Source organism: Microcoleus sp. AT8-B5 (assembly GCF_036705565.1).
Taxonomy (GTDB): Bacteria; Cyanobacteriota; Cyanobacteriia; order Cyanobacteriales; family Microcoleaceae; genus Microcoleus.
This window is the reverse complement of sequence record NZ_JAUBUY010000016.1, coordinates 96987-122932: the sequence shown is the minus strand read 5'-3', so window position 1 is coordinate 122932 and position 25946 is coordinate 96987. Positions and strand designations below refer to the sequence as shown.

At 45.9% G+C, this 25946-nt stretch carries 26 protein-coding genes; 6 read left to right on the top strand and 20 right to left on the bottom strand.

All coding sequences use genetic code 11. The annotated features are described in order from the left end of the window. Positions 1 to 23: 23 nt before the first annotated feature. A complete protein-coding gene (locus QUB39_RS13610; RefSeq protein WP_333485077.1) occupies positions 24 to 848 on the top strand; it encodes a S1C family serine protease in 825 nt (274 codons plus the stop codon). Between the two features lie 397 nt (positions 849 to 1245). Here the strand turns inward: QUB39_RS13610 and QUB39_RS13605 are convergent, their stop codons facing one another. The 9 genes from QUB39_RS13605 to QUB39_RS13565 all read right to left on the bottom strand — a co-directional run bounded on the left by QUB39_RS13605 (position 1246) and on the right by QUB39_RS13565 (position 7807). Continuing rightward, positions 1246 to 1488, bottom strand: a complete 243-nt coding sequence (locus QUB39_RS13605; RefSeq protein ID WP_333259285.1) for a DUF4926 domain-containing protein — start codon at positions 1486 to 1488, stop codon at positions 1246 to 1248. A gap of 2 nt (positions 1489 to 1490) precedes the next feature. Beyond that, positions 1491 to 1820: a DUF6883 domain-containing protein gene (locus QUB39_RS13600; protein ID WP_333485076.1), complete on the bottom strand. Its 330-nt coding sequence runs from the start codon at positions 1818 to 1820 to the stop codon at positions 1491 to 1493. Between the two features lie 479 nt (positions 1821 to 2299). Next, a complete protein-coding gene (locus tag QUB39_RS13595; RefSeq protein ID WP_333485075.1) occupies positions 2300 to 3529 on the bottom strand; it encodes a hypothetical protein in 1230 nt (409 codons plus the stop codon). Positions 3530 to 3556: 27 nt separating this feature from the next. Further along, complete coding sequence (locus QUB39_RS13590; RefSeq protein ID WP_333485074.1) at positions 3557 to 4096, bottom strand: L,D-transpeptidase; 540 nt, start codon at positions 4094 to 4096, stop codon at positions 3557 to 3559. 5 nt (positions 4097 to 4101) lie between these two features. Then, positions 4102 to 4698, bottom strand: a complete 597-nt coding sequence (locus QUB39_RS13585) for a hypothetical protein (protein WP_333485073.1) — start codon at positions 4696 to 4698, stop codon at positions 4102 to 4104. Between the two features lie 105 nt (positions 4699 to 4803). After that, positions 4804 to 5703, bottom strand: a complete 900-nt coding sequence (locus tag QUB39_RS13580; RefSeq protein ID WP_333485072.1) for a serine protease — start codon at positions 5701 to 5703, stop codon at positions 4804 to 4806. A 229-nt stretch (positions 5704 to 5932) separates the two neighbouring features. Further along, positions 5933 to 6739 carry a S1 family peptidase gene (locus QUB39_RS13575; RefSeq protein ID WP_223300831.1) on the bottom strand — a complete coding sequence of 269 codons (807 nt, stop codon included), beginning with the start codon at positions 6737 to 6739 and terminating at the stop codon, positions 5933 to 5935. Between the two features lies 1 nt (position 6740). Then, positions 6741 to 7358, bottom strand: coding sequence for a COP23 domain-containing protein (locus tag QUB39_RS13570; RefSeq protein ID WP_015176452.1), 618 nt, complete (start codon positions 7356 to 7358; stop codon positions 6741 to 6743). A gap of 296 nt (positions 7359 to 7654) precedes the next feature. Further along, positions 7655 to 7807, bottom strand: a complete 153-nt coding sequence (locus tag QUB39_RS13565; RefSeq protein ID WP_190274397.1) for a hypothetical protein — start codon at positions 7805 to 7807, stop codon at positions 7655 to 7657. Positions 7808 to 7852: 45 nt separating this feature from the next. On the opposite strand from QUB39_RS13565, the gene glgA reads away from it, so the two are divergent. Beyond that, a complete protein-coding gene (gene glgA, locus QUB39_RS13560; RefSeq protein ID WP_333259270.1) occupies positions 7853 to 9280 on the top strand; it encodes a glycogen synthase GlgA in 1428 nt (475 codons plus the stop codon). A 329-nt stretch (positions 9281 to 9609) separates the two neighbouring features. On the opposite strand, the gene QUB39_RS13555 is transcribed toward glgA, so the two are convergent. The 3 genes from QUB39_RS13555 to QUB39_RS13545 form a co-directional block, all read right to left on the bottom strand. Then, a complete protein-coding gene (locus QUB39_RS13555; RefSeq protein ID WP_333259267.1) occupies positions 9610 to 10038 on the bottom strand; it encodes a DUF1824 family protein in 429 nt (142 codons plus the stop codon). Positions 10039 to 10257: 219 nt separating this feature from the next. Then, on the bottom strand, positions 10258 to 10938 hold the full coding sequence (rnc, locus tag QUB39_RS13550) for a ribonuclease III (protein WP_333246263.1): 681 nt from the start codon (positions 10936 to 10938) through the stop codon (positions 10258 to 10260). Between the two features lie 369 nt (positions 10939 to 11307). Further along, positions 11308 to 11838: an NYN domain-containing protein gene (locus tag QUB39_RS13545; RefSeq protein WP_333208141.1), complete on the bottom strand. Its 531-nt coding sequence runs from the start codon at positions 11836 to 11838 to the stop codon at positions 11308 to 11310. A gap of 661 nt (positions 11839 to 12499) precedes the next feature. Between QUB39_RS13545 and QUB39_RS13540 the strand changes: the two genes are divergently transcribed. Further along, positions 12500 to 12643 carry a chlorophyll a/b-binding protein gene (locus QUB39_RS13540; protein WP_096831166.1) on the top strand — a complete coding sequence of 48 codons (144 nt, stop codon included), beginning with the start codon at positions 12500 to 12502 and terminating at the stop codon, positions 12641 to 12643. A gap of 198 nt (positions 12644 to 12841) precedes the next feature. Here the strand turns inward: QUB39_RS13540 and QUB39_RS13535 are convergent, their stop codons facing one another. From QUB39_RS13535 to QUB39_RS13505, 7 genes are all read right to left on the bottom strand, one after another. Continuing rightward, positions 12842 to 13054, bottom strand: coding sequence for a hypothetical protein (locus tag QUB39_RS13535; protein ID WP_333055883.1), 213 nt, complete (start codon positions 13052 to 13054; stop codon positions 12842 to 12844). A gap of 106 nt (positions 13055 to 13160) precedes the next feature. Further along, positions 13161 to 13379 (bottom strand): hypothetical protein, encoded by a 219-nt coding sequence (locus QUB39_RS13530; protein ID WP_333055882.1) that lies wholly within the window; start codon positions 13377 to 13379, stop codon positions 13161 to 13163. Between the two features lie 461 nt (positions 13380 to 13840). Further along, on the bottom strand, positions 13841 to 14233 hold the full coding sequence (locus QUB39_RS13525; protein WP_333055881.1) for a response regulator: 393 nt from the start codon (positions 14231 to 14233) through the stop codon (positions 13841 to 13843). 564 nt (positions 14234 to 14797) lie between these two features. Continuing rightward, complete coding sequence (locus QUB39_RS13520; RefSeq protein WP_333208142.1) at positions 14798 to 17359, bottom strand: PAS domain S-box protein; 2562 nt, start codon at positions 17357 to 17359, stop codon at positions 14798 to 14800. Between the two features lie 350 nt (positions 17360 to 17709). Then, positions 17710 to 19956 carry a glycoside hydrolase gene (locus QUB39_RS13515; RefSeq protein ID WP_333208143.1) on the bottom strand — a complete coding sequence of 749 codons (2247 nt, stop codon included), beginning with the start codon at positions 19954 to 19956 and terminating at the stop codon, positions 17710 to 17712. A gap of 255 nt (positions 19957 to 20211) precedes the next feature. Next, positions 20212 to 20448, bottom strand: coding sequence for a NifU family protein (locus tag QUB39_RS13510; RefSeq protein ID WP_006632519.1), 237 nt, complete (start codon positions 20446 to 20448; stop codon positions 20212 to 20214). 279 nt (positions 20449 to 20727) lie between these two features. After that, a complete protein-coding gene (locus tag QUB39_RS13505; protein WP_333055878.1) occupies positions 20728 to 21378 on the bottom strand; it encodes a DUF3386 domain-containing protein in 651 nt (216 codons plus the stop codon). 320 nt (positions 21379 to 21698) lie between these two features. Here QUB39_RS13505 and QUB39_RS13500 point away from each other — a divergent pair, with 320 nt between their 5' ends. From QUB39_RS13500 to gmk, 3 genes are all read left to right on the top strand, one after another. After that, a complete protein-coding gene (locus QUB39_RS13500) occupies positions 21699 to 23237 on the top strand; it encodes a PAS domain S-box protein (RefSeq protein ID WP_333055877.1) in 1539 nt (512 codons plus the stop codon). Between the two features lie 865 nt (positions 23238 to 24102). Continuing rightward, entirely contained in the window at positions 24103 to 24369 is a 267-nt protein-coding gene (remA, locus tag QUB39_RS13495) for an extracellular matrix/biofilm regulator RemA (protein WP_172193250.1), read from the top strand. A 78-nt stretch (positions 24370 to 24447) separates the two neighbouring features. Next, positions 24448 to 25002 (top strand): guanylate kinase, encoded by a 555-nt coding sequence (gene gmk / locus QUB39_RS13490; protein ID WP_333055876.1) that lies wholly within the window; start codon positions 24448 to 24450, stop codon positions 25000 to 25002. A 116-nt stretch (positions 25003 to 25118) separates the two neighbouring features. Here gmk and QUB39_RS13485 read toward each other — a convergent pair whose 3' ends face one another. After that, a complete protein-coding gene (locus QUB39_RS13485; protein WP_333208144.1) occupies positions 25119 to 25925 on the bottom strand; it encodes a hypothetical protein in 807 nt (268 codons plus the stop codon). Positions 25926 to 25946 lie beyond the last annotated feature (21 nt).

The window sequence follows — 25946 nt, the reverse complement described above, 5'->3', positions numbered from 1 at the left end:
TTTATTTCAGGTAAAAGCCCACTATGAGCGCTAGAGAAACTCAATTAAAGCTGGAATTGAAAAAGGTTCAGCAACTCTATAGCAAAATGCAAGCAGACCAACTAGCTTTGCAGAAGCAATTGAAAGAGTTCAAAACTCAAGCAGGAAGTTTTTCGGATGTAGTCGAGCAAGTTTTGCCGTCCTTAGTTTCAATTTACGTCATGGATTGGGATACAGAAGAAGAGATTTCTTCAGGAAGCGGGTTCTTTGTATCGCCGGACATAATTGTCACGAACTATCACGTGGTAGAAGATATTGCCGATCAAGATTACTACTATGATGAAGATGAACTCGAACAGGTTTTAGTCGAAACTCACGACGGAAAATTGAGATTGGCAGAGGTGGTGTTTACTGGTAATGCCGAAGAAGATTTAGCATTACTCTTAATTAGCGATTTTACCTTCGACCCGAACACAGGGGAACAAGTGGACTCTCCCCAAGAATATCCTCCCCTAGAGTTGTCTTTTGATGTGAAAGTGGGAGATAGAGTAATTGCCGTCGGCAATCCTTTGGGGCAGTTTGTTTCAACTGTAACTCAAGGTATTGTGAGTGCAATTCGCGAACCAGAGGAATATGAAGAAGGCGACGATGAAGAAGATGTTGCTGAGGTGAAGGTGTTGCAAACTGATGCGGCGATTAATCCGGGAAATTCGGGCGGCCCGTTGATTAATATGGCTGGTCAAGTGGTTGGTGTGAATACCTGGGGATTGGAAGATGCCGACAGTATTAATTTGGCGATCGCCTCTGAAGCTTTGGATGATTTTCTAGCGGGATTTGAGGAGACTATTGAGGACAATTCTCAGAATTAGTCGGGAGTTTCTGTAATATGTCATTCGGGCGATCGCCCTCGATCGAAATAAGGGCGATCGCACTTTTTTTACCGCAGATAAACGCAGATGGGATAAGAAAGATTGCCTGTTTTTTGCGAAAGAGATCTCGCTATTTTCGATCGCAGATATATAGTAAATTTCACCACGTTTCATCTGTCAGTCCATCTGCAACTGTCGCGTCCCACTCCGGGTCATTTTCTAGAGATGCTTCTCGGTAGGCCGACTCTAGTTCCAGACTCAGCAATAACTTCAGTGCTACTTCTATTACTTGGGAGTCAGAGCCAAAAAACCGGGTTTTTTTACCAAAATACTTCGTTGGAACATCGCAAATTTGGTAACAAACCCGGTTTCTGACCGCCCGTGCGTCCAGGAATGTTCATGCAGCCTCGGTCAAAGTCCTGACACGCAAAACTTCATTAGACATCAACGGTTCAATTTCCGACTCAGCTAAGATAATTACAGCTATAGTTTCACCTAAAGCATTAAAAACTTCGAGACTGTAGCCATCCTCATCGGGGTGCGGATGATGCTCAACAATAGTGGCAATATCTCCTCGACAGAGTTTGTACTTGGGTACATCGGTTCGTAATGCTACTCTTTTAAACAAGGGAAATTTCATTTTCATACCTCCTTATAGGGATATAGGGTAATAAACTTGGTTTTTTGGGATGGAAATTCAGTCATCCAAATAGTTACTACTGGCAGACCTCTTCCGTTAGGGCCAGTTAATATGCCACGAATTTCATACTTATTACCATAGCGCGTTTCTTCGGTTGGTGTTGCATCCAGAGGCAAAATTTGTTCTCTTAAGTCTTGTTCTAGTTGTTGCCAGTTGTCTTGGGTATAATTGGCTCGTGCAAGAAATAAAGATTTATCATCTTCTACTAAGAACTTGAGCAAGTATTGAGTTATTTTTGCTTCAGCAATAATGGTATCATTAGGTAGTTTCATTTACTTAATTTTGTAATATTAGTACGAGCGACTAAAAATTATATATTATTTTTAGCAAGACCTGAATTGGTAATTACAAAGATTATTTTTAGATTATATAGCAATCCTAAATGATTTGCTTGCATTATACGCGAGCAAGATGCTCACACTGCAAGGATTCTGGTTTCGCTCGATTTTGCGACTGATTTAGGATTGCTATAGCACGAGCGATCGAGCCAAGTAAATTTTACTATTGACACAGCGATCGCCTGTTTTTTGGGAAAGCCTTTAGGGGCGGGTTCGCCTGTGATATTTGATACCTATCGACAAATTATGTAAACCCGCCTCCACCCCACCGAGAAATCAATAATTAATTGAATTTAACGGTTGAGAGGGGATATTTGTGAGGGGTTACTGGTTGGGTGGGGGCGGGTTTATTAAGGTGATTAGTGGGTGGCAAAATTCATCGCGAACCCGCCGCTACAGATTCTACTAATCCATCAGGATTTCTTCCTTGTGAATGTAAAAGAACCTTCAGCCTTAGCTGAGCCAGAACTATGGCTGCAAACCACTCGACCAGTTATTGTATTACGACCATCTTTAACACTGCTAATAGTTCCTGTATGTTCATTTGTGAAACCTGCTGCTGTTGATCTGAGAGTAAATACGTTGTCTGATACTGTGCCACCTGCGGCAGATCCATATCCCTTGCTACCCGTAGTGCTTGACCATCCACCGAAATTACCGGGTATGCTGATACTCCGTCCTGACTGAACCATAGTAAATTCATTCGCTCCAGGTAAAAGAGGTGCACCTATTGAACCAGGATGGCATCCTGGTTCTCGATCAGCGGTATAAAAAGGGTCTATCTTCGCAGTCCAAGTTCCAGTTAAGTTGTAGTATGGGCCATACTCCTTCCACGTACCTGTATTATGTGTGGAATTATCCCATGCTTGGTCAAAAAAGGCCTTACACACGGAAGTCTTAGGATCTTCTGTATGGTTCCAATTTCCTAATCCACCGCACGCATAGCCTCTAGGATGTTCCACACAACACTGGTCATGCGCCCTACTGCCCTTTGTAGAATATGCTTCAACCATACACGTATCATTGTTATACCTGGGCTTATGAAAAGGGTCTGCGATGATACCCCCTTCGCACTGATTTCCAGTTGCCCCAAAGCATTTCTGATCATCTAGACTTGTACCAACAGAAGAAAAATCACATTTTTCAGTGAGAAGGTCTAACGCCTCGCCAGTAGCATTTTTAGTCGCTGAGTCAATGGCTCGATTAACATCAGGGGACGGAAACGAAGCGGGACTTCTATCGAGCGGAGGTGGAGGGGGACCTCCACCGGGCGGAGGTGGAGGGGGGCTGCCTCCCGAATTAAAATCAGGACGCAATGGCTGATTCGGCCCCGGATCTTGAGGAAACGGCGGCGCTTGGGGATTACTCCCAGCCGGCACACTCGGTGCATCATCAAACTCGCCCGGAACTCGCTGCACTAACCAATCCGAAATATTCCTTTCCATAGCAGGCGGAGTCGCCGCTACCACCTGATCGGACGAATTAACTAAATTCACCGTGCAAATAGTAGAATTAAAACTAAAAACCGTACAAAGTGCAGTCGATAAAGCCCGATTGACAAATGTACCCGGAGCAAACAAAGCACCTATTAAAACAGCAACAAAGCTGACAAGAGCAAGAGCAAAAAGACGAGTACGACGCATAATTTACCTCAACTAAAAATCAAATGACTACTGAATAATAGTGACTAAAGTGCCTACCTTTACCTGAGAAAATAATTCCTCTGCATCCTGGCTATACATCCGCAAACAGCCGTGAGAAATAGCCTGTCCCACTGTTTGTGGCTGGTTGGTGCTGTGAAAGCCATACCAAATTCGACCTTCAGTAGAAAACCCAATCCAGTAAGTACCTAGCGGATTTGCCGGATCGCCGGCTGGGACAATTTGACCCGTCAATGGGTTCATCCAAATTGGGTCGCGAACCATCTGAACAACGCTAAAAGTTCCCGTCGGAGTTTCCCATCCAGAACGACCAATACCTAGCGGGTATTTTTTAACCTCAACTGCACCCCGGTACACTGTGACTTGGCGACGGCTGAGACTGACCTCTAGGCGAGTTTGCTGATTAACTGGCGGTTGCAATTCAAGAGATAAGCGATCGCTCACTTGAGCCAACACAATAGGTTGGTGGCTAACAATTAAACCTGTGGCTGCTGTCCACAAAACTACCCAACTTGAGAGTGACGTGAAAATCTTAAACATCTTGTACATAAGCACTACCAACCACCACAAACCAGTTGAGAATTGGGAGGAAGGCGAGGCCAAGGCGCTTGTCGCTCCATTGTGAAGGGAATTGTCACTTTACTGCGATCGGGCTTGCCATCTGAGAAGGCAATCTGACCGTTGATTTTGAAACCGCGATCGCTAATATCACCCCTTAATTGTCCGTTGCCAAATCGCAAAGGGATGCTGCTAGTAATCTGCTCTCCCAAACGCTGTCCTTTACCTAAACCGCTGCTATTTTGATAAAAACCAGAAATTGAGAGGTTATCTCCATCCTCAGTAATTTCTACCATCGCAGTATAAGGTTGTCCTCCAGCAAAAAATCCCGATTCAGGGTTGTATCCAAAATCTGTAGGTGAAGTAAATTTCCACTTGCCAGTAACAGGACAACTAACCCTTGGATTAGATGTCGAGGGCGATGGAACGTTTGAATTTCGATCAGGATTATCAAATTCAGGGCGGATAATATTAGGCCCTGGATCTTCAGGATACGGCGGTGCTTGTCCATTGCCAGCAAAAGGCAACGTACTTGCTACTGTAACAAAAATAAAAATTCCCCAATTAATAAATCGAAATCGAATCAGGCCCATAACTTACCTCACATATTGAGCAGTTAACATTACCCAAACAAGTCCAGAACCTTCAAGTAAATCAGAAGTGCGATCGCTCTCAATAAAAGCGATCGCCCTCAAGCCCTAAAACGGCAAAATCCTCCGAATTCCCCTCTGAATCACATCCTTAACTATGTCTTTACCAAAATCTCCAAACCAACCCTGCGCTTCCCCTGGTTTTACCTCTTCCGCATCCGCATTTTCCGCAGGTTTCTCATCCACTTTCAAAGCAGATTTCTCCATCCCCACCTGCGACATCATCCCCACAAAAGTATTAATCGGAATCGCTGAATTAAACCCCGTTTTTACTTCTTCTTGCCTTCCCCCAGCCTCATTTTGCACTCGGCCAACTGTATCTCCCTGTCCGTGAATTCCAATCACTCGGCCGCTAACATCAAAAACTGGCCCGCCACTCATTCCCCGCCGCGTCACTGCGTCGTAACGCATCGTATATCCTTGATCGTTACTCGATCGCACATTAGTAACTTGCCCATTCGTAAACTGATATTCCCGTTCTTGACTTCCCACACCCGCAGGCAAAGGATACCCCGAAATATAAACCCCTGAACCGATTTCGGCTTCATCGGAATTACTAATCGGTGCAACTGAATATTCCTCGTCACTCTCAAACATCACAACTGCTAAATCCGGCCCGCTGTCATTATTCTGAAAACCTTTCACTTCCGTCACTTTATGCTCTTTCTTCTTAGAAGTAACAATCACGTACTCGGAATTAGGATTTATCACCACATGATTCGCCGTCAACACCGTGTAAATCTTGCCTTTCTTAGCAATGATTACCCCTGAACCGCCTTTATCGCTAGCTAGAGTATTATTAATTTGTACTGTAGTAGGAACGGCAATTCGAGCTACTTCTCTAGCCGTTTTTGCCATTGCGGGCTGACTGATTAAAACTGTTGCTACCACTGCCGTTCCGGCTAGAATGCCGGGAATGTAATTAGACCGATTAAAACCTAAATTCATAAACTAACTCCGTTGATAAGGTGAAACTAAATATCTTGCACTTTCTCGCCGATCCGACAGGGATTGAAATCCCTGTCTCAAAGCATAAGTCCACTTAAGTGGACTAAATATCCCATTTATTTCTTAGTCCGCGTAGGCGGACTTCGTTTTTGTAGAAGCGATTTCAATCGCCGAGTGACTGAAAAATTCAGTCCTCTTTAGAGGACTTTAGCTAAAAGCCCCGTGGATTTTAATCCCTGGCGGATAGTGGGTAATTCGCCGATCGACTGTAAGACGAAATAAATCGCAAATAGGTACTAATTGGAATTCCCCAACTAGAATTAACCATTTGCTCTAACATTGTCCCTGACGGTTCTGTTCCATCTTCAAACGCATACACTCCAAAATCTGGATCGCGATTTTTTACCCGCCCATTAATGCCAATTAATAACCCCTGACTGTTAAAAATTGGCCCGCCACTCATCCCGACAGCAATATCGTTTGTGTAACCCAAACGATAGCCTTGAGCGAGTGATTTTGGCGGCAGCACTGATACAACACCTTGAGTAAACCGAAATGCCCGAATTCCTTGGTCGAATGTAGTAGTTGAACTACCTCCCCGATACATGGGAAATCCTGCGGCAAATACAGGTGCTCCTACTGTTAATAAATCAGTGCTAATTCGGGTTACTTGATACTGAATGGAACTGCGAAATTGGACGATCGCCAGATCCGCATTTCCCAACTGCAACGGCGCTCTCAAAAGCCGATACCTCTGACCGTCCGGCGCAATAATGGTATGCTGCTGGCTGAAAGCCACAACGTGCCAACTTGTCAGCACCGTATAAACTTGCCCCTGTCGCCGGACGATCGCCCCGGAACCAGAAGAATTCGGTGTTAAAATTCGCACAGTCATCAACCTCGCCAACCGCTCAATATTGGCACTTTGACTGTCAGCAACCCCATAATTCGCCATCACCGGTTGAGCGGCGATTCTTATTGGAAAAAGACTCGCCGCGATCGCACAAATTGCCACGATGCGTAGCAAATTGCTCACCTTAAAGCTCCCGCATTCCACCACCAGTGGGCTGTTGAGGTGCCGGCTGATTGTTAGCCGGTGCTGGCTGATTGTTAGCCGGCGCAGGAGGTGCTACAGAGTTGCCGCCTTCGTCCCCTAACCGTGGGCGCGCGTCAATGTAAGGCATCGCATCGCTTTCAGACAGCGCAGGCGCACCCGCTTGCCCCTCGCGCAACCCCATGAATTGATACAATGTGCGAACCGCGTCTTGACCGGGTTTGAGTGTATAAATCAAGCCGTCGCAGCGTGAGTTGACTTGACTAGCGGTGCAAATCACTCGCTGTCCGTTCATGTAGCCAACTGTCACAAACTTTAGCTGTTTGTTCTGGCGGAAGGTTTCCAAGCGCCCGCTAACTTCGCGGCAGCGCGTCATGGGATCGTAGCCAGAGTCGCGGAAGTAGTCGGAAACCCAGTTAATCCAAACCTCCCGTACCCCTTGGCGGTTTTGGTAAACCGTCGATGGTGAACCGGAGGATGTGTCACACATAAAGCCTGACGCTGATTGGCTTTGGCTGGGTTTAGCGCTCAAAGCTAGGCTGCCGATCGCGATCGCCCCCGCTAAGACAGTTAGAAATTGTCGTTTAATCTCACTTTTCATCAACTTTACCTCACATTACAATTTGTTTCCTAAAACAACAGGCTGGGGGAAGTGGCAAAAAGATACAAAGTTCTTTGCCACTTCCCCCAGCCCCGCGAAACTCACATTCGTCACAGACTAGGCGCAGTGACTTGATATTCAGTAGTTTTTAAGGTCAAATGCTGTCGATATTCACAACCGTACAGCTACAATAGATATACTAATAGATACACTTGAGTTTTTTTCTCTATTGTTAATCATTATTGTAAATCCTTTTCAACAGCCTGTCAACGCCTCAATCAGAAATAAGTTTTTGGCTAGTAAAAGGTGGGGCGATCGCTATTTTTTTCACCGCACAGCGACGCGGATGGAAAAAGGGCGATCGCATTCTTGAGTAAAGTGCGATCGCTACAGCAACTCAGATTTATACTTGTTTTTGGAAGGCGCGTTAATATTGTGCCACTCGCCATTTAAACTTAATCTAGAGTAACAATCTCAAGGAACACAAAAAAATAATGCGTATTTTATTTGTATCCGCCGAAGCATCACCCCTCGCCAAAGTGGGCGGTATGGGCGATGTCGTCGGCGCTTTGCCGAAATTTCTGCGGCGCATGGGCCACGATGTCCGCATCTTCATGCCCTACTACGGTTTCGTCCCAGACAAAATGGACGTTCCCAAAAAACCTGTTTGGGATGGGTCTGCCATGTTCCAAAGCTTCTCGGTGTTTGAAACTGTTTTGCCGGGAACCGATGTACCTTTATACTTATTGCAACATCCATCTTTCTTACCGCGTCGCGTTTACGGCGGTGTAGATGAAGATTGGAGGTTCACTTTCTTTGCCAATGCTGCGGCTGAATTTGCCTGGAATCACTGGAAGCCCCAAATTATTCACTGTCACGACTGGCATACGGGGATGATACCTGTTTGGATGAGCCAAGACCCCGATATCAGCACGGTTTTTACTATTCACAATTTAGCTTATCAAGGGCCGTGGCGCTGGCGTTTGGAACAGATGACTTGGTGTCCTTGGTATATGCAAGGTCACAATACAATGGCTGCTGCAGTACAGTTTGCCGATCGAGTAAATACAGTTTCGCCGACTTACGCCGAGCAAATCAAAACCCCAGCTTATGGGGAAACTTTGGAAGGTTTGCTGTCTTACATCGGCGGTAAAGTATCGGGCATTTTGAACGGAATTGATACAGAATCTTACAACCCAGCAACTGACAAGTACCTCCATCAACAATTTAGTGTTGATACTATTGAAAAGCGCCCCGCTAATAAAATTGCGCTGCAAGAAGAAGTCGGTTTGGAAGTGAATAAAAATGCCTTTTTGATCGGGATGGTGACAAGGCTGGTAGAACAGAAGGGATTGGATTTGATAATTCAAATGCTCGATCTGTTCATGGCCTATACCGACGCTCAATTTATTGTACTCGGAACGGGCGATCGCTACTACGAAACCCAACTCTGGCAAATGACAGCCCGCTATCCCGGTAGGATGTCCACCCAACTACTTTACAACGAGGCCCTTTCCCGGCGCGTTTACGCAGGCTGCGACAGCTTCCTGATGCCCAGCCGTTTCGAGCCCTGCGGCATCAGCCAAATGCTCGCCCTCCGCTACGGGTGCGTGCCAATGGTTCGTCGCACCGGCGGTTTAGTCGATACCGTTTCCCACAACAACCCGATCGACAATACCGGTACAGGTTACTGTTTCGATCGCTACGAACCCCTCGACTTGTTCACCTGCATGATCAGAACTTGGGAAGGTTTCCGCTACAAAGATAAGTGGAGAGAACTGCAACAGCGCGGCATGAGAGAAGATTTTAGCTGGGATATTTCGGCACGGAAATACGTCCACTTGTACAGCGATATTTTGGGATTGCCGCCGGAAGAAACCGCACCGGAACCAGAGCCAGAATTGATCCTTGGTAAGGGTTAATCTTAGTAAGGTGCGTCAGTCGCTGTTTGATTCGACTGAATCGAGGGGCGATCGGCTGACGCACCCTACAGCTTAGTAAGGTGCATCAGTCAATCGATTTTAGATTTTAGATTTTAAATTTTAGATTGAAGCATTGACCCCACGGATGAATCCGGGGGCTTGTATCCTGGATGCTTTCAGTCGGTTTTTGATTCAATTTAATCGATCGACTGACTACTGACTACTGACTACTGACTAATGACTACTGACTACTGACTACTGACTAATGACTACTGACTAATGACTAATGACTAATGACTACTGACTACGGACTACTGACTACTGACAAATTAATCAACAAATAAATCGAGAGGTAAATGACCGTAAGTTCCACTAACTCCATCTTCTGAGGAAGATTGACACGAAATCAAAACGCCCCGGTAAGTTCCGGGATAGCCGTCAACATAATACGACCCCTTCAAAGTATTGAACTTAATATAAACCGAACCCGCAAAGGTCGAGACAGCATTGGGATCTAAAACAGCTTGATATCCCAAAGCTTTTAAATAAGCTTCTAAAGCTAAAAACCCCTCATCCGTCGAAGAAGCGCACACTCCCAACATTTGATAATCCGACAAACTTGCTACCAGCAAAATCGCTTGACGGAGTGCCTTTTTTTCCAGCGGCAAGGCTACAGATTGCATATCCAGACAAGTGAAATCTTTGAGGATTTGCTGTGCTTCTTCAACAGTTAGGGTAGTCGGGTTTTGAGTAGACATGAATTGCTCTGATATTTCCCAAAATTACGATCGACAATCGGGCACTCGTCAACGAATTTCTGCCATTGCAACCCTCGATCGACGGAGGTAACACTTGCACAAGTCCTGATTATAGCCCATTGTGTGCTCTGGCCATCAATTCGGGCGATCGTCTTCGAGAGCTTCGCCAACGCCCGAATCGCACAAAAAAGCTAGTAGTTTTTACCGATGTTTTCAAGTTTAGATCAGTCCGCGTTTTTTCAGCTTTGCTAGCGCATCTTCAGCCGCATTTTTCTCAGCATCTTTTTTGCTTTTGCCTTTACCTTCTCCATAGAGTTTCTCTGCAACATAAACTTTAGCGAGAAATTCCGGCTTGTGGGGTGTGCCTCCTGCTTGGACTGTCACGTATTTGGGGGGAGTCGTGTCACCATTGGCTTGTACCCATTCCTGAAAGCGATTTTTCGAGTCTACAGTCGATCGAGTTTCGACCACATTTTCGGGAACCGAATCAAACATTTGCCACACAAACTGGCTAACTTTGTCCATATCTTGCGTATCGAGATAGTAAGCGCCAATAAATGCTTCAAAAGTGCTGCTGAGCAAATTGGGATTAGTAATCCCACCTTCTCGATAAGCTCCTTTTCCCAGCCGCATTTTTAAATCTAAATTGATTTCAGTAGCAAATCTGGCTAATTGTTTTTCATCTACTAATGCAGAACGTCGGCGAGTCAGTTGGTCTTCTCCCATTTCAGGATGACGCTGATAGAGATATTCGCCGCTGAGAAAAGTGAGCAAAGCATCGCCAAGAAATTCTAAGCGTTCGTTGTCTTCTTCGCGGAATGTGGGGTTTTCGTTGACGTAGGAACGATGGGTTAGTGCTTGGCGCAGCAGTTTTTCATTTTTGAATTCGGGAAGGGTCATTTGTATTTCTTTTGTTGGATTAGTTAATTGCATGGGAGGTGGGAATGTTTATTCTTTTTTTGGAGTTGGGTGTTATTAGGTGGACATGAAAGAGCCGCAGATAGCGGTAGGTTTGGAGAATCTAGTTTATCAAATAAACTGGATTTTTGCTATCTGCGGCGGGGTAATTTTTAACAGATATTTGGCCGTTATACTATTAGTCCGTTAGTCCGTTAGTCCGCCAGTCCGCCAGGGGTTAAAACCCCTGGCTCATAGCTAAAGTCCTCTGAAGAGGACTGAAGATTGTGTCTTTTTTAACTGTATGTCAGTCGGTTTTAACCGACTTTAGCTATTAGACAGGGAATTCATTCCCTGGCGGACTGTGTAACTTTATGCAGATAATTTATCTGCTTTATTCTGAGTATTCCCTGCGAACAAACTAGGCAGCTCGTCTATATAATGAAAGTTATCATCACCAACTAGCTTAATCAGTTTTTTGTTTGCTCTACAGCGCTGTGCAAAAACTATGACTTTTTTTCCAAGCTCAAGCATCACACTGATTAAACCTGCAAAATCCCGATCTCCTGACACTAGGATAATTATCTCAGGAGAAGGTTTGATGGCAACTCGTTTAATGCAGTCAAAGATCAATTGTTTATCTGCACTGTTCTTGTGGGAGGGAACATCAACGCCCTGAAAACCCAGATACTCTAATTGATTCTTGGCTAGCAATTGATTTTCATACTGCGAGTTATAGTAAGCTTTGAGACAATCTAAACGCCCTTTTGATTTGGCAAAAGCGACCAATAATTCAGCTTGTTTTTGCGTTAAGTCGAGGACGTTCTGCAGATCGCAGAAAATAGAGACTAAAGCCTGAGACTGCTTTGTTTCTTTGCCAATTGCTGAATGATTTTTCTTCATTTTTATGTGTCCTAAAACTATGTTTGCAGGACAGCATCAATAAATTAAGCATCTAACCAAAGAAGTATTGTTTTTGAGTTTGCTCAAGAGGGACATTTCCCATTTAACAAAACTCTTGACTTACATACTATTAATTTAGTGTGTACTTGCTTGGTTAGCGTCTCAGCGATAGGATATGCAGATTTCGGACAGGCGTCCTAAAAACCCGTTGATATAGAAATTCAAACAAATGTCGTGCCAACTGACCTATTTATTCCAGTTGAAACGACATTAACTTGAATGTCTATATCAACGGGGCTTTAGGACGCTTACCCGAAATCTGCACATCCTACCGCTGAGACGACTTAACCAACACTCTTTGCTTTTGAATGCGGGTGTCTATCTGAGCTGTATCATTGGAACATAACAGTTTAAGTATCGGATGTCAAGGGCTAGTGGTACATTTACCTGATTTTTTTCAGACAGTCCTGGACGCATCACAACCAAAGAAACCGGGTTTTTTACGAGAAAACGCGTTACAGCCCGCAGATTGGGTAAAAAACCCGGTTTCTGGGCCCCCATGCCTAAGTCGTAAAAACCCAATGTAAAAATATGTTGCAAACTTTATACTGCTGTGTTAAGTTTAGTTACATAAGGTTGAAATTAAACGAGGTTTATGGTCATGGAAAACAAAGACGCAAAAGTTGGCTTCACTGAGTTTGCTGAAACCTGGAACGGCCGTTTGGCAATGTTGGGCTTCGTTATCGGCCTAGCTACCGAATACATCACCGGTCAAGGCATTCTCTCTCAAATCGGTTTGATGTAATCAGCTTAACTGCATACAATAGCTGAAATTCTGTAGGGCGATCGACCCCATCACAAGTGCACTCATCCCCCCCGCTAATAAGTCCCCTTCACTTCACACGGAAGGGGATGAGTGCATTTTTTATCCAAAAATCCCACTGAGGGCACAAACAAAAATCTTTTCAGTCTCAATATTTATCGCGAGACTAACTCCAGGAAACTAAGCAATTTCTACAGAATCAAAAATCCTCAATTTAGGAGTCAAACTCGCAACCTTCACCAAACCATCGCGTTTGTGATTCCGCACGCTGTTACGTAAAATCATCTCCGACAGATCCGGCATTTCCTGCCAGCAGTGCGAGCAGAACCAATAAACGCGATTGTGGCGAGCGTGGCGGAGCAATTTAGAGGAGCAACAAGGGCAACTATTCATGATATTTTAAACCTTTTTTGAAGATATGGAGCGATAACCCAATCATTAGAGAGATTCACGAAAGCCTGCACATCTCAATTCCAGGCACAAAAATAAAAATTTTTTTTCACTCATAGCTTTGGGCGTCGCGCAAGTAGCACTTTTGGAGGCCCAAGAGTAACACCACAATCAAAAGCTGAACGCTCCAAGGAGCCCAAGAGAAACCCCAAATAAAACAACCCAGCCCGGCCCAAGCCACAAGAACAAAAATATCTTGAGAGGTTTGCCAGTAAATCCAGACTGCTGCCAGAGAAACTATTAGTAGCAAAATGTAAGCTGAGGGCATAATCGTCTTCTCCCAATGTGTCTGCCAACAGTCAGGAGCGATCCCTGACGTTCTGCTTAAACATAAAACTAAAACCTGAAGAACTTATGAAGACGAGTGAGTTGTTACAAAAAGTAAAATAATCCTGCCAGCTTATATTTCGCGGATAAATCAGTAGGAATACTGAGTTCATGGCTGAGGCCGAATTCGGTTAAATGGACGCACTACCAATAGGGACTTAGGCATCCCTATTGGTATCAATTTCACCCCAATACCGATAGGGTGGAAACTGATACCGGACTGAGGTTTTGAGTCTTAAGCTGACCGGACCAAAGGTGCGGGGTCTAAATTGCTACATATATCCTGTCCGATCGCCCTAATTCGATCTAAGGAACCATATCCAAGAAACCAAGTTTTTTTAACTCTCTTTGCCTGCAAAACTACTGCTTGAAAAGCTGCACAATTCAATGCGCGCGATCGATCTATTCTTGCTTCCAGCCCAAAGCCTCAGCGACCTGATCCGCCAAAAACATCGGTTCAAAAGGCTTAGCAATCACGCTCACCACCCCCAAATCAGCGAACATCCGCCTGTCCCCAGCCAGAGCCTTAGCTGTCAATAAAATTACCGGAATGTGCTGCGTAGCCTTATTAGCTTGTAACTGTTGAAAAGTAGTAGGCCCGTCTTGGTCGGGCATCATCACGTCCAATAGAATAGCATCAGGCTGTTCGGCAAGAGCCTTAGCAACACCCTCGCGGCCAGAACTCGCTGTCAGGACTTCCCAGCCCCCCACCAGCTCAAGACTGACTTGAGCTACTTCCCGAATATCTTCCGCATCGTCAATAACCAAGATGCGCTTGGCAGTCAAAATTAACATTTTTTTAGAAAAGAGAACTGATCGCAGATTAGAGGCGAAATGTGAATATTTTGTAAAGCAAATTATCTTACCCGATCGGACTTTACAGTAAATTTTCAAAACTGTATAGCAGATGTTGAAGGCCTTTCGGCTCCCGGAGACTTCGCGACCGGGTAAAAAGAAGGAAAAAAGAACACCTCCGTTGCAATCGACCGCCTGAGTTTCAACAATTAAGAATATCCTAACCTTCGGGCGCGGTTGCTGTAAAATCTCCCCCCCAAAAAAAGCCGCTTTTCCACCTCTAATCGAGATTTTTGCTCGCAGTCCCCGATTAATCCAAAAGGCTGAGATTGTTTGTCGGTGACAATCAAGCATCCAGGATACAAGCCCCCGGATTCATCCGTCCAGAAATAAAAAACCTGTATCCGATGCAACTTGCCTAACGTATTTATCCGTGGCGTCAATACTTCAATACTTCAATTCTTTAATCTAAAATCTAAAATCTAAAATCTAAAATCGATTGACTCGATCAAACAATCTGCACAAAATCATTAACTTTGCGTACACCTGGGTAGAAATTAACTTTCAGTTGCCAGCCCCTCCCGCAAGAAGTGGCAGACTTATGAAAAAAGTGCTGCCCTCCCCCACAACACTCTCCACCCACATCCGCCCCCCGTGCTGCTGCACGATACTGCGACAAATAGCCAGCCCCAAACCAGTTCCTCCTTTCTGGCGAGAATCAGAAGCATCAACTTGTTGAAAGCGTTCAAAGACCATCTCCAGCTTGTCTGGCGGAATACCCCGCCCTTGGTCTTTCACAGAAATCACGATGTACCACGAGCTCGAAACTGGCATATGCGGAGGCGCGGCGGCCGGCTCAGGAGACAACAAAGACGGAGACGACACCGACTTGTGGGCTGCTTTTTCTGCCAAATCCAGATTGTGGCTCAACTCCCCGCTCAGCCAAACCGTAGCGCCGGAGGGAGAAAATTTTATAGCATTACTTAGTAAATTTGTCAAGGCTTGAATTAGCCGATCGGGAACAGCTTGCAATTGCGCCCCCACAGGCTTCACCGACAGAGTAACTCCCGCCGGCTTCGCCATTCCCTGCATCTCGTCAGCCGCCTGCAACATCAGCTCAGCCACATTGCAAGTTTGTTTGATAGCAGTGCTGTAACTCGACTCCATCCGCTCTAAATCTAGGATGTCGTTGACCAAGCGCACCAAACGGTCAGTATTACTGACAGCAATCTCCAGCATCCGCTTAGCTTTCTGGGGGTAAGCGTCCAGCAGGCCGCTGTTGAGGAGGCCGAGGGCGCCGTGAATCGAGGTCATCGGCGTCCGCAGTTCGTGGCTGACAACAGAGATGAATTCATCTTTCATGCGCTCGACGGCAAGCTGCTCCGTGATATCTTTAAAAGTCACTACAGCTCCAATAATTTCGCCTTGTTCTCGCATCGGAGCGACAACGTACTCAACCGGAAAACTGCTGCCGTCTCGCCGCCAAAAAATCTCATCGGTGACGCGCCGCGCCTCTCCGTCTTCCAAGGTGGCTAAAATTTGAGAACTTACCCGGTTCGGAAGCCGTTTGCCCGCCTGCTGTGCGGCGCAGTGGGGGACAAGTTCAGAGCCTGAATTGATGTCTGTTGCAGGTGACAGTTGCTCGATCGCCCTTGAGCATTCTTGCTGTGCACGGTGTAAGCTTTCATAAAGCGGTCGATCGATCAATTGCTTCGATTCGCACCCAGCCATTCTCACCGCCGCAGGATTGACAAAAGTTACTTTTCCCTGTTTGTTCAACCCGCAAATTCCTTCTCCTGCGGAGAACAAAATCATTTCTGTTTGGTGGCGGAGTTGTTCAAAGGCTTTTTCGACTCGCTTGCTGTCGCTGATGTCGCGAGAGATTGTCGAAACGCCCGTTACCGCTCCAGTCGCGTCTTTAATCGGAGAAATCGTGAGGGAGACATCTATCTGTTGGCCATCTTTCCGCAAGTGTACGGTTTCATAATGGTCGATGGTGGCTCCAGCTCTAATATTTTCCAATATTTGAGGCATTTCCTTGGGGCGTTCGGGTATGGCTAAAATCTCTATAGACTTCCCCTTGATTTCCGCCGCACAGTAGCCATAAATCTTCTCTGCTCCTGTGTTCCAGCTCTGAATTGTCCCGGTGAGGGTTTTGCTGACGATGCCGTCATCGGAAGACTCGACAATCGACGCCAAGCGCACGAGTTCGTCTCTAGCTTGCTTGTATTCGGTGATGTCGCGGCCCAAAATCACGATACTTTTGCGTCTGCCGTCGGGGTGAAATACGGGTACTTTAATCACGTCGTAGATATTCACAGTACCGTCCGATCGGGGAATCATTTCTTCCCCCCTAGAAAGCTTACCTTTTTCCCACGCTTCTCGATCGCTCACCTCGCAAGCCTGTAACGCCTCGCGGTAAAAACTGCTGAGTTCTCCTAGCTGAGAATCTTTAAGGCCACGGTAGTCTATTTTTTCTAGCTCGAACACTTCCAATATCGCTTGATTTGCCTCCTGCCACCTGCCCTCGCCATCTTTGAAGCAGACAATATCTGGCATGGCATTCATCAGCAAGTTGAGATAGGAGTTTTCTCGCAGTGCAGTTTCTACCTCGGCCCGCTTGGCGATTTCCCGTTGCAGGTTTTCGTTTGCCGTTTGCAGCGAGTCCTTTAACAAACTTTCTGTAAAAGTCCGTTCTTTAATTATTTCCTGAAGTCTGTGGATTTCTAGCGACTGCCGCCTGCGGGCCAACAAATTCTCTACCCGCCAATGCAGTTGGGCGAGTTCGACGGGACTTACTATCAAATCGTCTATTCTGCGTTCGAGTTGTTTGGGCTGCTGCGAAAATGGCTGCTCAGAAAGAGCAGGCGTTTGGGATTGACTAACCAGCAAGAACGGTAAAAATATCGGTTCGGCGGCAGTTTTTAATGATTCTACCAGCGGCCCGATGCGATCGAAAGAGGCCTCGTCGAGAATGCACAAGTCAAAAGCGATTTGGGGAATGGGAAATTCGGAGTTGGGATTTAAAGCGCGATCGAGTACAATCACCTCATGCTCGGTGTTGAGGTGGGCGATCGGCAAATTAAGTTGTTGGTGGCGATCGACCAATAGTAAAATGCGGCTCATTAGTTTGTTAATTTCCCCATGACTAATGATATGATTTCCGGTAAAATAACTATTACAATAAGGTTTGTAGTGATGACTTTATTCCTCTTTTTCATGAGTGATGAAGCCCTCATTACAGACATATTTTATAGTTTTCGCTCGACCGGATGCGACCGAAATTATCAAGGCATTAGGCAGCCAGAGTAGAATCCCCAATTGGATATAATTTGATAATTATTTAATTGTTTGTTGGTTCAAAAAATCACTAATGACTAATGACTAATTCAGGGGGCGGGTTTATATTTATTTGGGTTAGCAGTTCTATGAAAGCTGGTGAAACCCGCCCCTACAGCCTAATGACTAATGACTTTTTACGGCATTCCGATCGGAATCAAAGAATCGAACGGCATACAGGTAGAGTAACTACTCCCATCCGATAAAACCGCAATCAGCCTCACCTGCCAGTCGGGCATAATCTGCAAATCCGCCCAGGGCACTGCTACCTCCAAACATTTATCCACTCCCACTTGGGCGCGGCTAATGCGGGGCAGCCACCGATCGCCATCTTCTGCTTCCTGAAACCAAATCGATTTCGTCAGCAAATTAATCTCTAACTGATGGTGGTATCTATAGTTTAGCGGTGCTTCGTCAGGCAAACCCGACAGCGGAATCAGACTGTTGTGCATGGTGCGATCGGGATAAAACCAGAACAAATTTAACTGCTGCGGGCAATCAATTCCCGGCCGCACCCCTACCTTGAAGTCGGCACGAATGTAAAAATTCAAGTGGTCAACGCCGTACCAAAGGCGCTGAATTGCCGAACTCCGGTGCATCGTACCCCTTGCTCCCCCAACTTCAATCCGACCGGCTTTGTCCCAATCCTGTTCGTTGCCGATACCGTCAATCACCGGGTGAATAAAGCTCAGCGGCAGGTGGTCGCCTTGAACAGAGTGCACCTCTACTTGCCGCCGCACTTCCGGGGGTACAGGCTCGCCGAGAGCTTCGTAAATCGCCGCTACGTGTTCGCGAAATAGCTGGTCGAACATGGCATCTTGGTTCGACGTGTGGCCTTCGCCAAACCACCAGAACCAGTCGGAACCTTCGGCCGCATACAGCGCTTCCCAAGCTTCTGGGTTGCTTTCTTCTGTGGCCTCTGGATGGTTTGCCAGCATTTGTCTCGCAGGCTCTAACAAGTCCCAAGCGCGATTTTTCGCGGGATCGCCGATCCAAGTTGTGAGAGAACCGTCCACCCAGGAACCAGTGTGCAGTTGGGCTGCGGGAATTGTTTCGGTTGCTGGGAATTTGTCGAGAAATTCCGAGACTGTGACTAATTTGATATCTGGATTGTCGCTGAGAGTTTGATAGAGGGATTCTAAGAACGGTTTGCCGTCTTGGGGATAGAATTCCCAGCAATTTTCGCCGTCGAGGGCGATCGTCACTAACCAGGGATTTTCTAAAGCTGTTTGGCCGCCTGACTGTCGGTTTTTGAGAGTTCTGCCGATCGCCTCTAAGTGTCCCACTAAATCTGATGCTGCTTTTTCCGGTTCCATCGAACCGTAGGTAAACCCGATCAAGTCCGACAATCTGTGGTCTCTAAATACTATGGCTAAATCCCCGTCAGGAGTTTCTAAACGGTAAGGGCGATATAAGAATTCTGGTTCGTAGACATTCCCTGTCGCGTCGCGGTGGAAAAAGTGTTTAATTGTCCACCCCAAAACTGCTTCGTCCGAGACTATCCATTTAAAGCCTTGTTTGGCAATGTAGGGCAAAATTTCCGGGCTGACTGCTTGTTCCGACGGCCACAAACCGCGCGGTTGGCAATCAAACCGGTCTTCATACATTTCCCAGGCTTTTCTCAGGTGTCGGGGAATATCTTCTTCCCACTGAAACCGGTGTTGTGGCAGCGTCATGTTTGGAATAGCTATGCGGCCGCCATTAGTGTCAGCAAGCAGCGGTAAAATCGGGTGCGTGTAGGGGGTTGTGGAGACTTCCAACTGTCCCTCAGCTTGCATTTTACGGTGCTGGGGGATGATGCGAGCGAGGATTTCTTTTTGTTTTGAGTAGATGTTTTTTCTGTCTACCAAACTAAAATTTTGTCCTTGTTTCAGCCACCCTGCAATCTCCGGGTCGTCCCAAAACAGCGGGTCAATCCAAGCTAAATTGTGCCAGGCCAGCAAGTCGCTAAAATCCTGCAATTTCCAGTTTTCCAAACACCACTGAATGCCTTTTTCCTGCCGCTGAGTGTAGAGTTGAGCGTAGCGGGGGTGTGGCTGAATCAGAGTGTGGTAATTGGCGTCAAAAAAGTGTTCTAAAATGAACTCTTGTTCTGGGAGGGTTAAAATTTCTGCTGACTTTAATGTCACCGTCAAGTAAGGGTCTAATGCTTTATCTGCGATGCAGTCTTCTATCTGCAAAATCAAGGAGGGAACCAAGTTTACGGTTTGATGAAGCTTGGGATATTTTGCCAGGAGGAGCACTAAATCCAAGTAGTCTTTGACTCCGTGCAAGCGCACCCAAGGCAGTCGGTACTGAGCTGCTCCTGCGCTAGCGGATACTCTGGATTTGTAGAGCGGTTGGTGTTGGTGCCAAATGAAGGCTACATAAAGGGGGTGAGACATTGAATTTAGTAATTGGTAATTGAATTTGGTAATTGGTAATTGGTAATTGGTAATTAAATTGGGTAATTGGTAATTGGCAATTAAATTGGGTAATTGGTAACAGTCAACAGTCAACTGGTAATTGGTAACAGCCAACTGTTAACAGCCAACTGCCAACAGTCAACCGTCAACTGGTAATTGGTAACAGTCAACCGTCAACCGTCAACCGTCAACTGCCAACTACCAATTGCCAACTACCAATTGCCAACTGACTAATTACATTACCTGTTCGACTTCGGCAATTTCTGGGATAGCCTCGCGCAGGCGACGTTCAATCCCCATTCTCAGAGTCATTGTGGAACTCGGGCAAGAGCCACAAGCTCCTTGCAGTCTCAGGTGTACCACTGGGCCGTCAATTTCTACGAGTTCGACGTTGCCACCGTCGGATATCAGGTAGGGGCGCATTTCATCGAGAACTGTTTCGACGTTATCTCTGGTTAGTGCTAGTGTCATATTTCGCCTCTGTGATGATTTTTTGCAGGTGATGAAAGTTCGATTTGACTCAAGGGCAGCATTCTCAACCCGCGCGGGATTTAAGAAACCGGGTTTTTTGATCAAAGACTTAGGCACTCAGGTGAGCCCGCGGCAGGAAACCCGGTTTCTGTCACGCTGATGCTCGATCCCAATTAGCTCTCTCGTTCGATCGTAGCGTTACTTGCCGCCAAATCAAGTTGATTCTGATACGTTAACCAAAAAAACCCTTTTATTTAAGAAATCGGGTTTTTGAGGGCGCTACACTACTGCTGGTTCTAGCAGTTTGACGTGGGAGTAGTTGAACTCGGTTGTTGTCAGTTGACCTTTTTCTTTGGCTCGAACTACTTGCTTTGTCATGACATAATAGTCGCCTATCTTCTCAAAGGTATCTTCAAATTCGAGTTCTTTGATAATTTCGTCTGTTTGGGGGTTGCGGAAAACGGCATCGTAGTGGGTAGCCAAAGAACCTTCGGGTGTCTCTAAGCTTTTGTGCGTGTCAATTACGAAAGCCATCCGGCCCATCACCCGGCTGACTTGACAAATTGAGAGACCTCGGATTTTATAATTCGAGCCCATTGAGTCGCCTTGCACCAAGATGTCCACAGCGTCGGTGCTGTCCTTCTCGCCCAGGGTAAAGCTATTTTTGCCGTGAGATTTTTCAAATGTCGATCGTTTGCGGTGGGTGACAATATCACGCATTTGGGTGTAGACGCTTTGCTGCACTTCCTCATCTTCAATGCCGCTGACTTCCACGCTCATGTCGGGTTTGATGGAAACATGACCCGTATATACTTCGTCGCCCTGTTTGAGTTCAATATCGGCACTGTAACCGGGAAAATTGGCATCCCAGGTATAGCGGTGTTCGTAAGCAGCGCGAAACAAATCGCGAGCGTTGGCTTGCTCTGTCATAAATCCCTCTTTCTCTTGACACCCATCTAGTTTAGCTTAACCGCGAGAAGCCCTACATTCACTGGGTAGGAGAGTTACCCGCACTCCTGGCGATCACTTCTTGGGGGTGCGGCTGGGCTGGCAATTAGGGCGCAACAAGAATTTACTTTCTCTATCGGTTGCTATGATTTGAAGAGAAAGTCCCAAAATGCCTGGTTATTGAGAGCGCGATGGGTCGATCGCCACACACCAGTCTTAGTTATGGGTTATGTTGAAAAAACTTGTGTCCGCTTTTTAGGGGTTGCACCCGCCGGCAACTATTAGATTCCCCCCTTAATAAAATGCTAGAAACTGTCTACAAACACTTAGAAACATTGCAGGAACAAGCTAGGGAATTGCCACACCCGCAACAGGCAATTTTCACAAAAACTTTGGAAGATTTATCAAATTCTCTACAGGAAATTGCAGGCAGCCGCTTGTTTGAAAGCGCCACAAATAACGCGGCAAAGCTGGTTAAAATTGAAAAAAACAATCGCCTATTGGAGCGCACTGTAGCCCAGCAAGTAGGGCAAATCAGACAGCTACGGGAGCAGTTGGAAAAACAAATCAGCCAGCATCGCAGGGACACTCAAGCCTTAACTAAAAGTGAAGCCAAACTGCAAGCTATGCTGCGTAATTCTCCCGATCTAATTAGCATTGTCGGCTCCGATGGGCGAGTTAGATACCACAGCGGCTCTCTACAGCGGCTTTTGGGCTACAACCCAGAAGATAGAATTGGCAAATTTCACGGCGAGTTAATCCATCCAGACGATTTGCTAGCTTGGCAGACGTATTTTGGTAAGTTGTTAGAAGCTCCCGGAATTGGGGGGGCAATCGAATATCGGAAACGCCACGCTGACGGTTCTTGGATCTACATGGAGTCAATAGGTAACAGTTTGCTTTACGATTCTAGCGTGCAGGGAATTATAATTAATTCGCGGGAAATAGGGGAACGAAAGCAAGCGGAAGTCGCTGTCCGAGATTCGGAACTGCACTACAGAGTTATGTCGCAAATTACTTCGGATTTTGCCTATTCTTTTAAGGGACTTCCCGATGGCAAGTTCGCCTGCGAGTGGGCGACAGAAGCTTTTGAGCGCTGCACCGGTTGCGTTCCTGAAGAATTAGAATCGTTTGGTTGGTGGAACTCCGAACTCGTTCATCCCGACGACAGGGAAATGTTAATTAAACAGTTAGAAGGCTGTACTTTCAGCCGCACTGGAGCTAATGAGTATCGCATTATTAATCAAAAAGGCGAGGTGCGCTGGGTGCGGGACTACTGGCAAGTGGTGTGGGACAAAACTGCTGAACGGGTTGTCCGGTTGTGGGGCGCTTGTCAGGAAATTACCGATCGCAAGCAAGTAGAATTGAAACTGCAACTCGTTAACCAAGTTTTGCAAGCCCAGATAGCATCGGCGCCGCTGGCGATTAACTGTACCAGCAATGACGGCAATACCGTTGTTTGGAACCGCGCCGCCGAACAACTTTTTGGCTGGGCTGCGGCTGAGGTTTTAGGGAAACCTTTACCGAATATTCCTGAAGGCCAAAAGCAAGATTTTTACGCGCTGCTAAAGTCTGCGTCTAATGGCAAACCGCAAAACGGTTTGGAAATATCTTTGTTGAAAAAAGACGGTAGTTCGATCGATGTTTGGCTTTGGGCCGCACCTGTGCGAGATGCGGGCGGCCAAACTGTCGGCAGTATCAACATATTTTCTAATCTTTCAGAACGCAAGCGCATAGAGGAAGAGCGCCAAAAACTAGCAGCGATGAAAGATATGGAAGAACCTTTTTGGGCGCGCTATGTCAGCCCTCCAAAAATACCGAAAAAAAAGGGTGGCGGGTAATTATCTCAAGTTACAATCATTAAAAGTGCGAAAGTGCAATCTTATGATTGCAGGGTAAGAGGCTCTCAATCATGCTTGACAAAAGCACTTGAGAATTGGTTGGGTGGAGGGGAGATATTATTCCCTGCCCCTCCCATTTAGATATGTACGTGCGAATTTCTCCGCATACAGAGCCCGATGTTCTCAGCTTTCGCTTTTGCTCATGTGAATATAATCGTGATAGATGAGAGTGAACCGCTAGAAGGCTGTTTATTTTCGAGTTACTATGGTTGCCGTCTACATGATGTAGATTAACCCTTTCATCGCCTAGCATTTTTAAGCCATATTCCCCACATTTATGGTTTTGCCGTTTTAAGGATTTAGAGGTTTCGCTGTCATAAAGTTTGCTGTTACGCTTACTCCAGTAAGGAATGAGAATTAAATAACTTCCACTCTTGAAAGTGGGATGGGCTCTTATAGCCCGTCATGAGTGGACGGGCTATAAGAGCCCATCCCACAATAACAATTAAAATTGTAAGTTATTTAATTCGCGATCCTTAAAAACTGTCCGGAGTATTGCTATCTGGGAAATTAAATTTATATTTCGCAACATTTACTGGATGTTGTCTCGATACAGCTAATGCTATCATTTGCAACTCAAAATCGACGCTTTTACTGAATCTTTAAGATAGAGCGACAACAGCGAGTCTTTTTTAAATTTTTGATAAAGAACGGGGTACTAGGCGTCAAAAGGGTAAAATTTTTAGGTAGGAAATAAAAAACTTAGTTGGGATTAATTTGAGGATTGTCAGAAAAAATCTTTGTATATTATATGATCAAAAGTAAGGATTGATAGTCAATCGTTCACCTACAAATTAAGAATTTCATGGATATTCAATTAATTAATATCGGTTTTGGTAACATTGTGTCTGCTAATCGAGTGATTGCCATTGTCAGTCCTGAGTCAGCGCCAATTAAGCGGATTATTACTGATGCACGGGAGCGGGGACAACTGGTTGACGCTACTTACGGCCGCCGCACGAGGGCGGTAATTATTACAGATTCGAGTCACGTCATCCTCTCGGCGATTCAGCCGGAAACTGTTGCTAATCGTTTTGCGATCGGCAAAGACGGTCAAGGTAGGGATGATTGAGGTTTGTCAGTTGCAATTTGAGCGCTTACGGTCTAAAGTAAGCAGAAACTTAAATTGTTACACGTTTCTTTTCTAAAAATGAAATCTGGTAAATTAATTGTTCTGACGGGGCCTAGCGGTGTGGGGAAAGGCACCTTAGTACGATCGCTCCTCAATCGCCATTCCGAATTGTATCTTTCGGTATCGGTGACAACTCGTGAGCCCCGCGAGGGAGAAATTGAGGGACAACACTATTATTTTGTCAGCCGCAGCCGTTTTGAAAAAATGGTTGAGGCTGGAGAGTTGGCGGAATGGGCCCAGTTTGCCGGTAATTTTTACGGTACTCCTTATTTTGGTCTTAAACAAGGAATCGGTGAGGGAAAATCGGTAATCCTGGAAATTGAGCTGGAAGGGGCAAGGCAAATTAGGAATAATTTTCCAGAGGCGCTGCGAATTTTTATTTTACCTCCTTCTTGGGAAGAGTTGGAGCGCCGGCTGCGGAGTCGGGGTCAAGATTCTGAAACTGCGATCGCCCGTCGGTTGGTGCGGGCTAAAGAGGAAATTGAAGCGGCGGGGGAATTCGATTTCCAAGTTGTTAATGACGATTTGGAAGTTGCTTTGAAAAAGCTAGAATCAATACTTAATTTGGAGTAATTTTTAGGTGGGTATGAGTGAATTTTGAAGTTTTATTGATATTAAGGCCCAACAGCACGACACAAAAGTCACGGATACACTGATAGTTGTTTTTTCTTCTAACTTCTGAATCACCATTAAGAATTAATCCGTGTATCCGTGTCAAAATCAGTGTCGTGCATTCCTTGTTCCTTCAATCTTACCCATTTCTCCGTCCTGGCTAAAACTTCGCTACTTTGTTTGATAGCAACACAAACTTTTAAATTCAATTCCAGAATATTAAGTGAAGGAGAAATTTTTCTCAACGGTTCAATTTCGCGAGCAGAACAGCCCAACATTTCCATATAAGCTAGCGTCCAGCCAATAGCTGCAATGTCCCCTACATTGCCTTCTCCGGCGCAAAGGTAACAACCCAGTTCGCCCTCCGACCCACACTCAGGACACACCCAATTGCCCAGTTGTGAATGGAGTAGATTTGTGCGGGAGGCGGATGCGATTGTTAATGCTTTAATATGATTTTGAACTACTTGTTTAAAACCTCGGTTGTGGTCGCTGCGGTGGTCGGAATTACCGGGCGATCGCCCGATTGCTACTGCTTGCTGTTGTGGCGAAGCAACAGAGGCTGTTTGGTTCTCCCTGGTTACTCTAGATTCGCCTAGGTTCGCAGTTAGCTGAATACCATAGTCTTTCGACTCTTCAGTCTGAGAGTGGTTGAGTGCGCTGGAGGAATCGGGTTCGGAAGTTGTGAAGGATTGTTCTATGCGATCCTCTTCGAGGGCTTCGCCAACGGCAAAATCTTGCATTGAGAGGTGATGTTCGATCGCCAAAGACCAAGTTCTTTTATGTCGGAGGTCGCCATATTTTCTGGCTTCTTCCTCAGTAATGCCGATCGCCGCAGCCTCTTGGCGCAGCACATTAATCGAAGTCATTGTATCTGATATCATTAGTTTGTTTGCAGTTAAATT

Coding starts and splice junctions, on each gene's coding strand:
- QUB39_RS13610 (WP_333485077.1), top strand. CDS start 24: ATGAGCGCTAGAGAAACTCAATTAAAGCTGGAATTGAAAAAGGTTCAG.
- QUB39_RS13605 (WP_333259285.1), bottom strand. CDS start 1,488: ATGAAATTTCCCTTGTTTAAAAGAGTAGCATTACGAACCGATGTACCC.
- QUB39_RS13600 (WP_333485076.1), bottom strand. CDS start 1,820: ATGAAACTACCTAATGATACCATTATTGCTGAAGCAAAAATAACTCAA.
- QUB39_RS13595 (WP_333485075.1), bottom strand. CDS start 3,529: ATGCGTCGTACTCGTCTTTTTGCTCTTGCTCTTGTCAGCTTTGTTGCT.
- QUB39_RS13590 (WP_333485074.1), bottom strand. CDS start 4,096: ATGTACAAGATGTTTAAGATTTTCACGTCACTCTCAAGTTGGGTAGTT.
- QUB39_RS13585 (WP_333485073.1), bottom strand. CDS start 4,698: ATGGGCCTGATTCGATTTCGATTTATTAATTGGGGAATTTTTATTTTT.
- QUB39_RS13580 (WP_333485072.1), bottom strand. CDS start 5,703: ATGAATTTAGGTTTTAATCGGTCTAATTACATTCCCGGCATTCTAGCC.
- QUB39_RS13570 (WP_015176452.1), bottom strand. CDS start 7,358: ATGAAAAGTGAGATTAAACGACAATTTCTAACTGTCTTAGCGGGGGCG.
- QUB39_RS13565 (WP_190274397.1), bottom strand. CDS start 7,807: ATGGCGAGTGGCACAATATTAACGCGCCTTCCAAAAACAAGTATAAAT.
- glgA (WP_333259270.1), top strand. CDS start 7,853: ATGCGTATTTTATTTGTATCCGCCGAAGCATCACCCCTCGCCAAAGTG.
- QUB39_RS13555 (WP_333259267.1), bottom strand. CDS start 10,038: ATGTCTACTCAAAACCCGACTACCCTAACTGTTGAAGAAGCACAGCAA.
- rnc (WP_333246263.1), bottom strand. CDS start 10,938: ATGACCCTTCCCGAATTCAAAAATGAAAAACTGCTGCGCCAAGCACTA.
- QUB39_RS13545 (WP_333208141.1), bottom strand. CDS start 11,838: ATGAAGAAAAATCATTCAGCAATTGGCAAAGAAACAAAGCAGTCTCAG.
- QUB39_RS13540 (WP_096831166.1), top strand. CDS start 12,500: ATGGAAAACAAAGACGCAAAAGTTGGCTTCACTGAGTTTGCTGAAACC.
- QUB39_RS13535 (WP_333055883.1), bottom strand. CDS start 13,054: ATGAATAGTTGCCCTTGTTGCTCCTCTAAATTGCTCCGCCACGCTCGC.
- QUB39_RS13530 (WP_333055882.1), bottom strand. CDS start 13,379: ATGCCCTCAGCTTACATTTTGCTACTAATAGTTTCTCTGGCAGCAGTC.
- QUB39_RS13525 (WP_333055881.1), bottom strand. CDS start 14,233: ATGTTAATTTTGACTGCCAAGCGCATCTTGGTTATTGACGATGCGGAA.
- QUB39_RS13520 (WP_333208142.1), bottom strand. CDS start 17,359: ATGAGCCGCATTTTACTATTGGTCGATCGCCACCAACAACTTAATTTG.
- QUB39_RS13515 (WP_333208143.1), bottom strand. CDS start 19,956: ATGTCTCACCCCCTTTATGTAGCCTTCATTTGGCACCAACACCAACCG.
- QUB39_RS13510 (WP_006632519.1), bottom strand. CDS start 20,448: ATGACACTAGCACTAACCAGAGATAACGTCGAAACAGTTCTCGATGAA.
- QUB39_RS13505 (WP_333055878.1), bottom strand. CDS start 21,378: ATGACAGAGCAAGCCAACGCTCGCGATTTGTTTCGCGCTGCTTACGAA.
- QUB39_RS13500 (WP_333055877.1), top strand. CDS start 21,699: ATGCTAGAAACTGTCTACAAACACTTAGAAACATTGCAGGAACAAGCT.
- remA (WP_172193250.1), top strand. CDS start 24,103: ATGGATATTCAATTAATTAATATCGGTTTTGGTAACATTGTGTCTGCT.
- gmk (WP_333055876.1), top strand. CDS start 24,448: ATGAAATCTGGTAAATTAATTGTTCTGACGGGGCCTAGCGGTGTGGGG.
- QUB39_RS13485 (WP_333208144.1), bottom strand. CDS start 25,925: ATGATATCAGATACAATGACTTCGATTAATGTGCTGCGCCAAGAGGCT.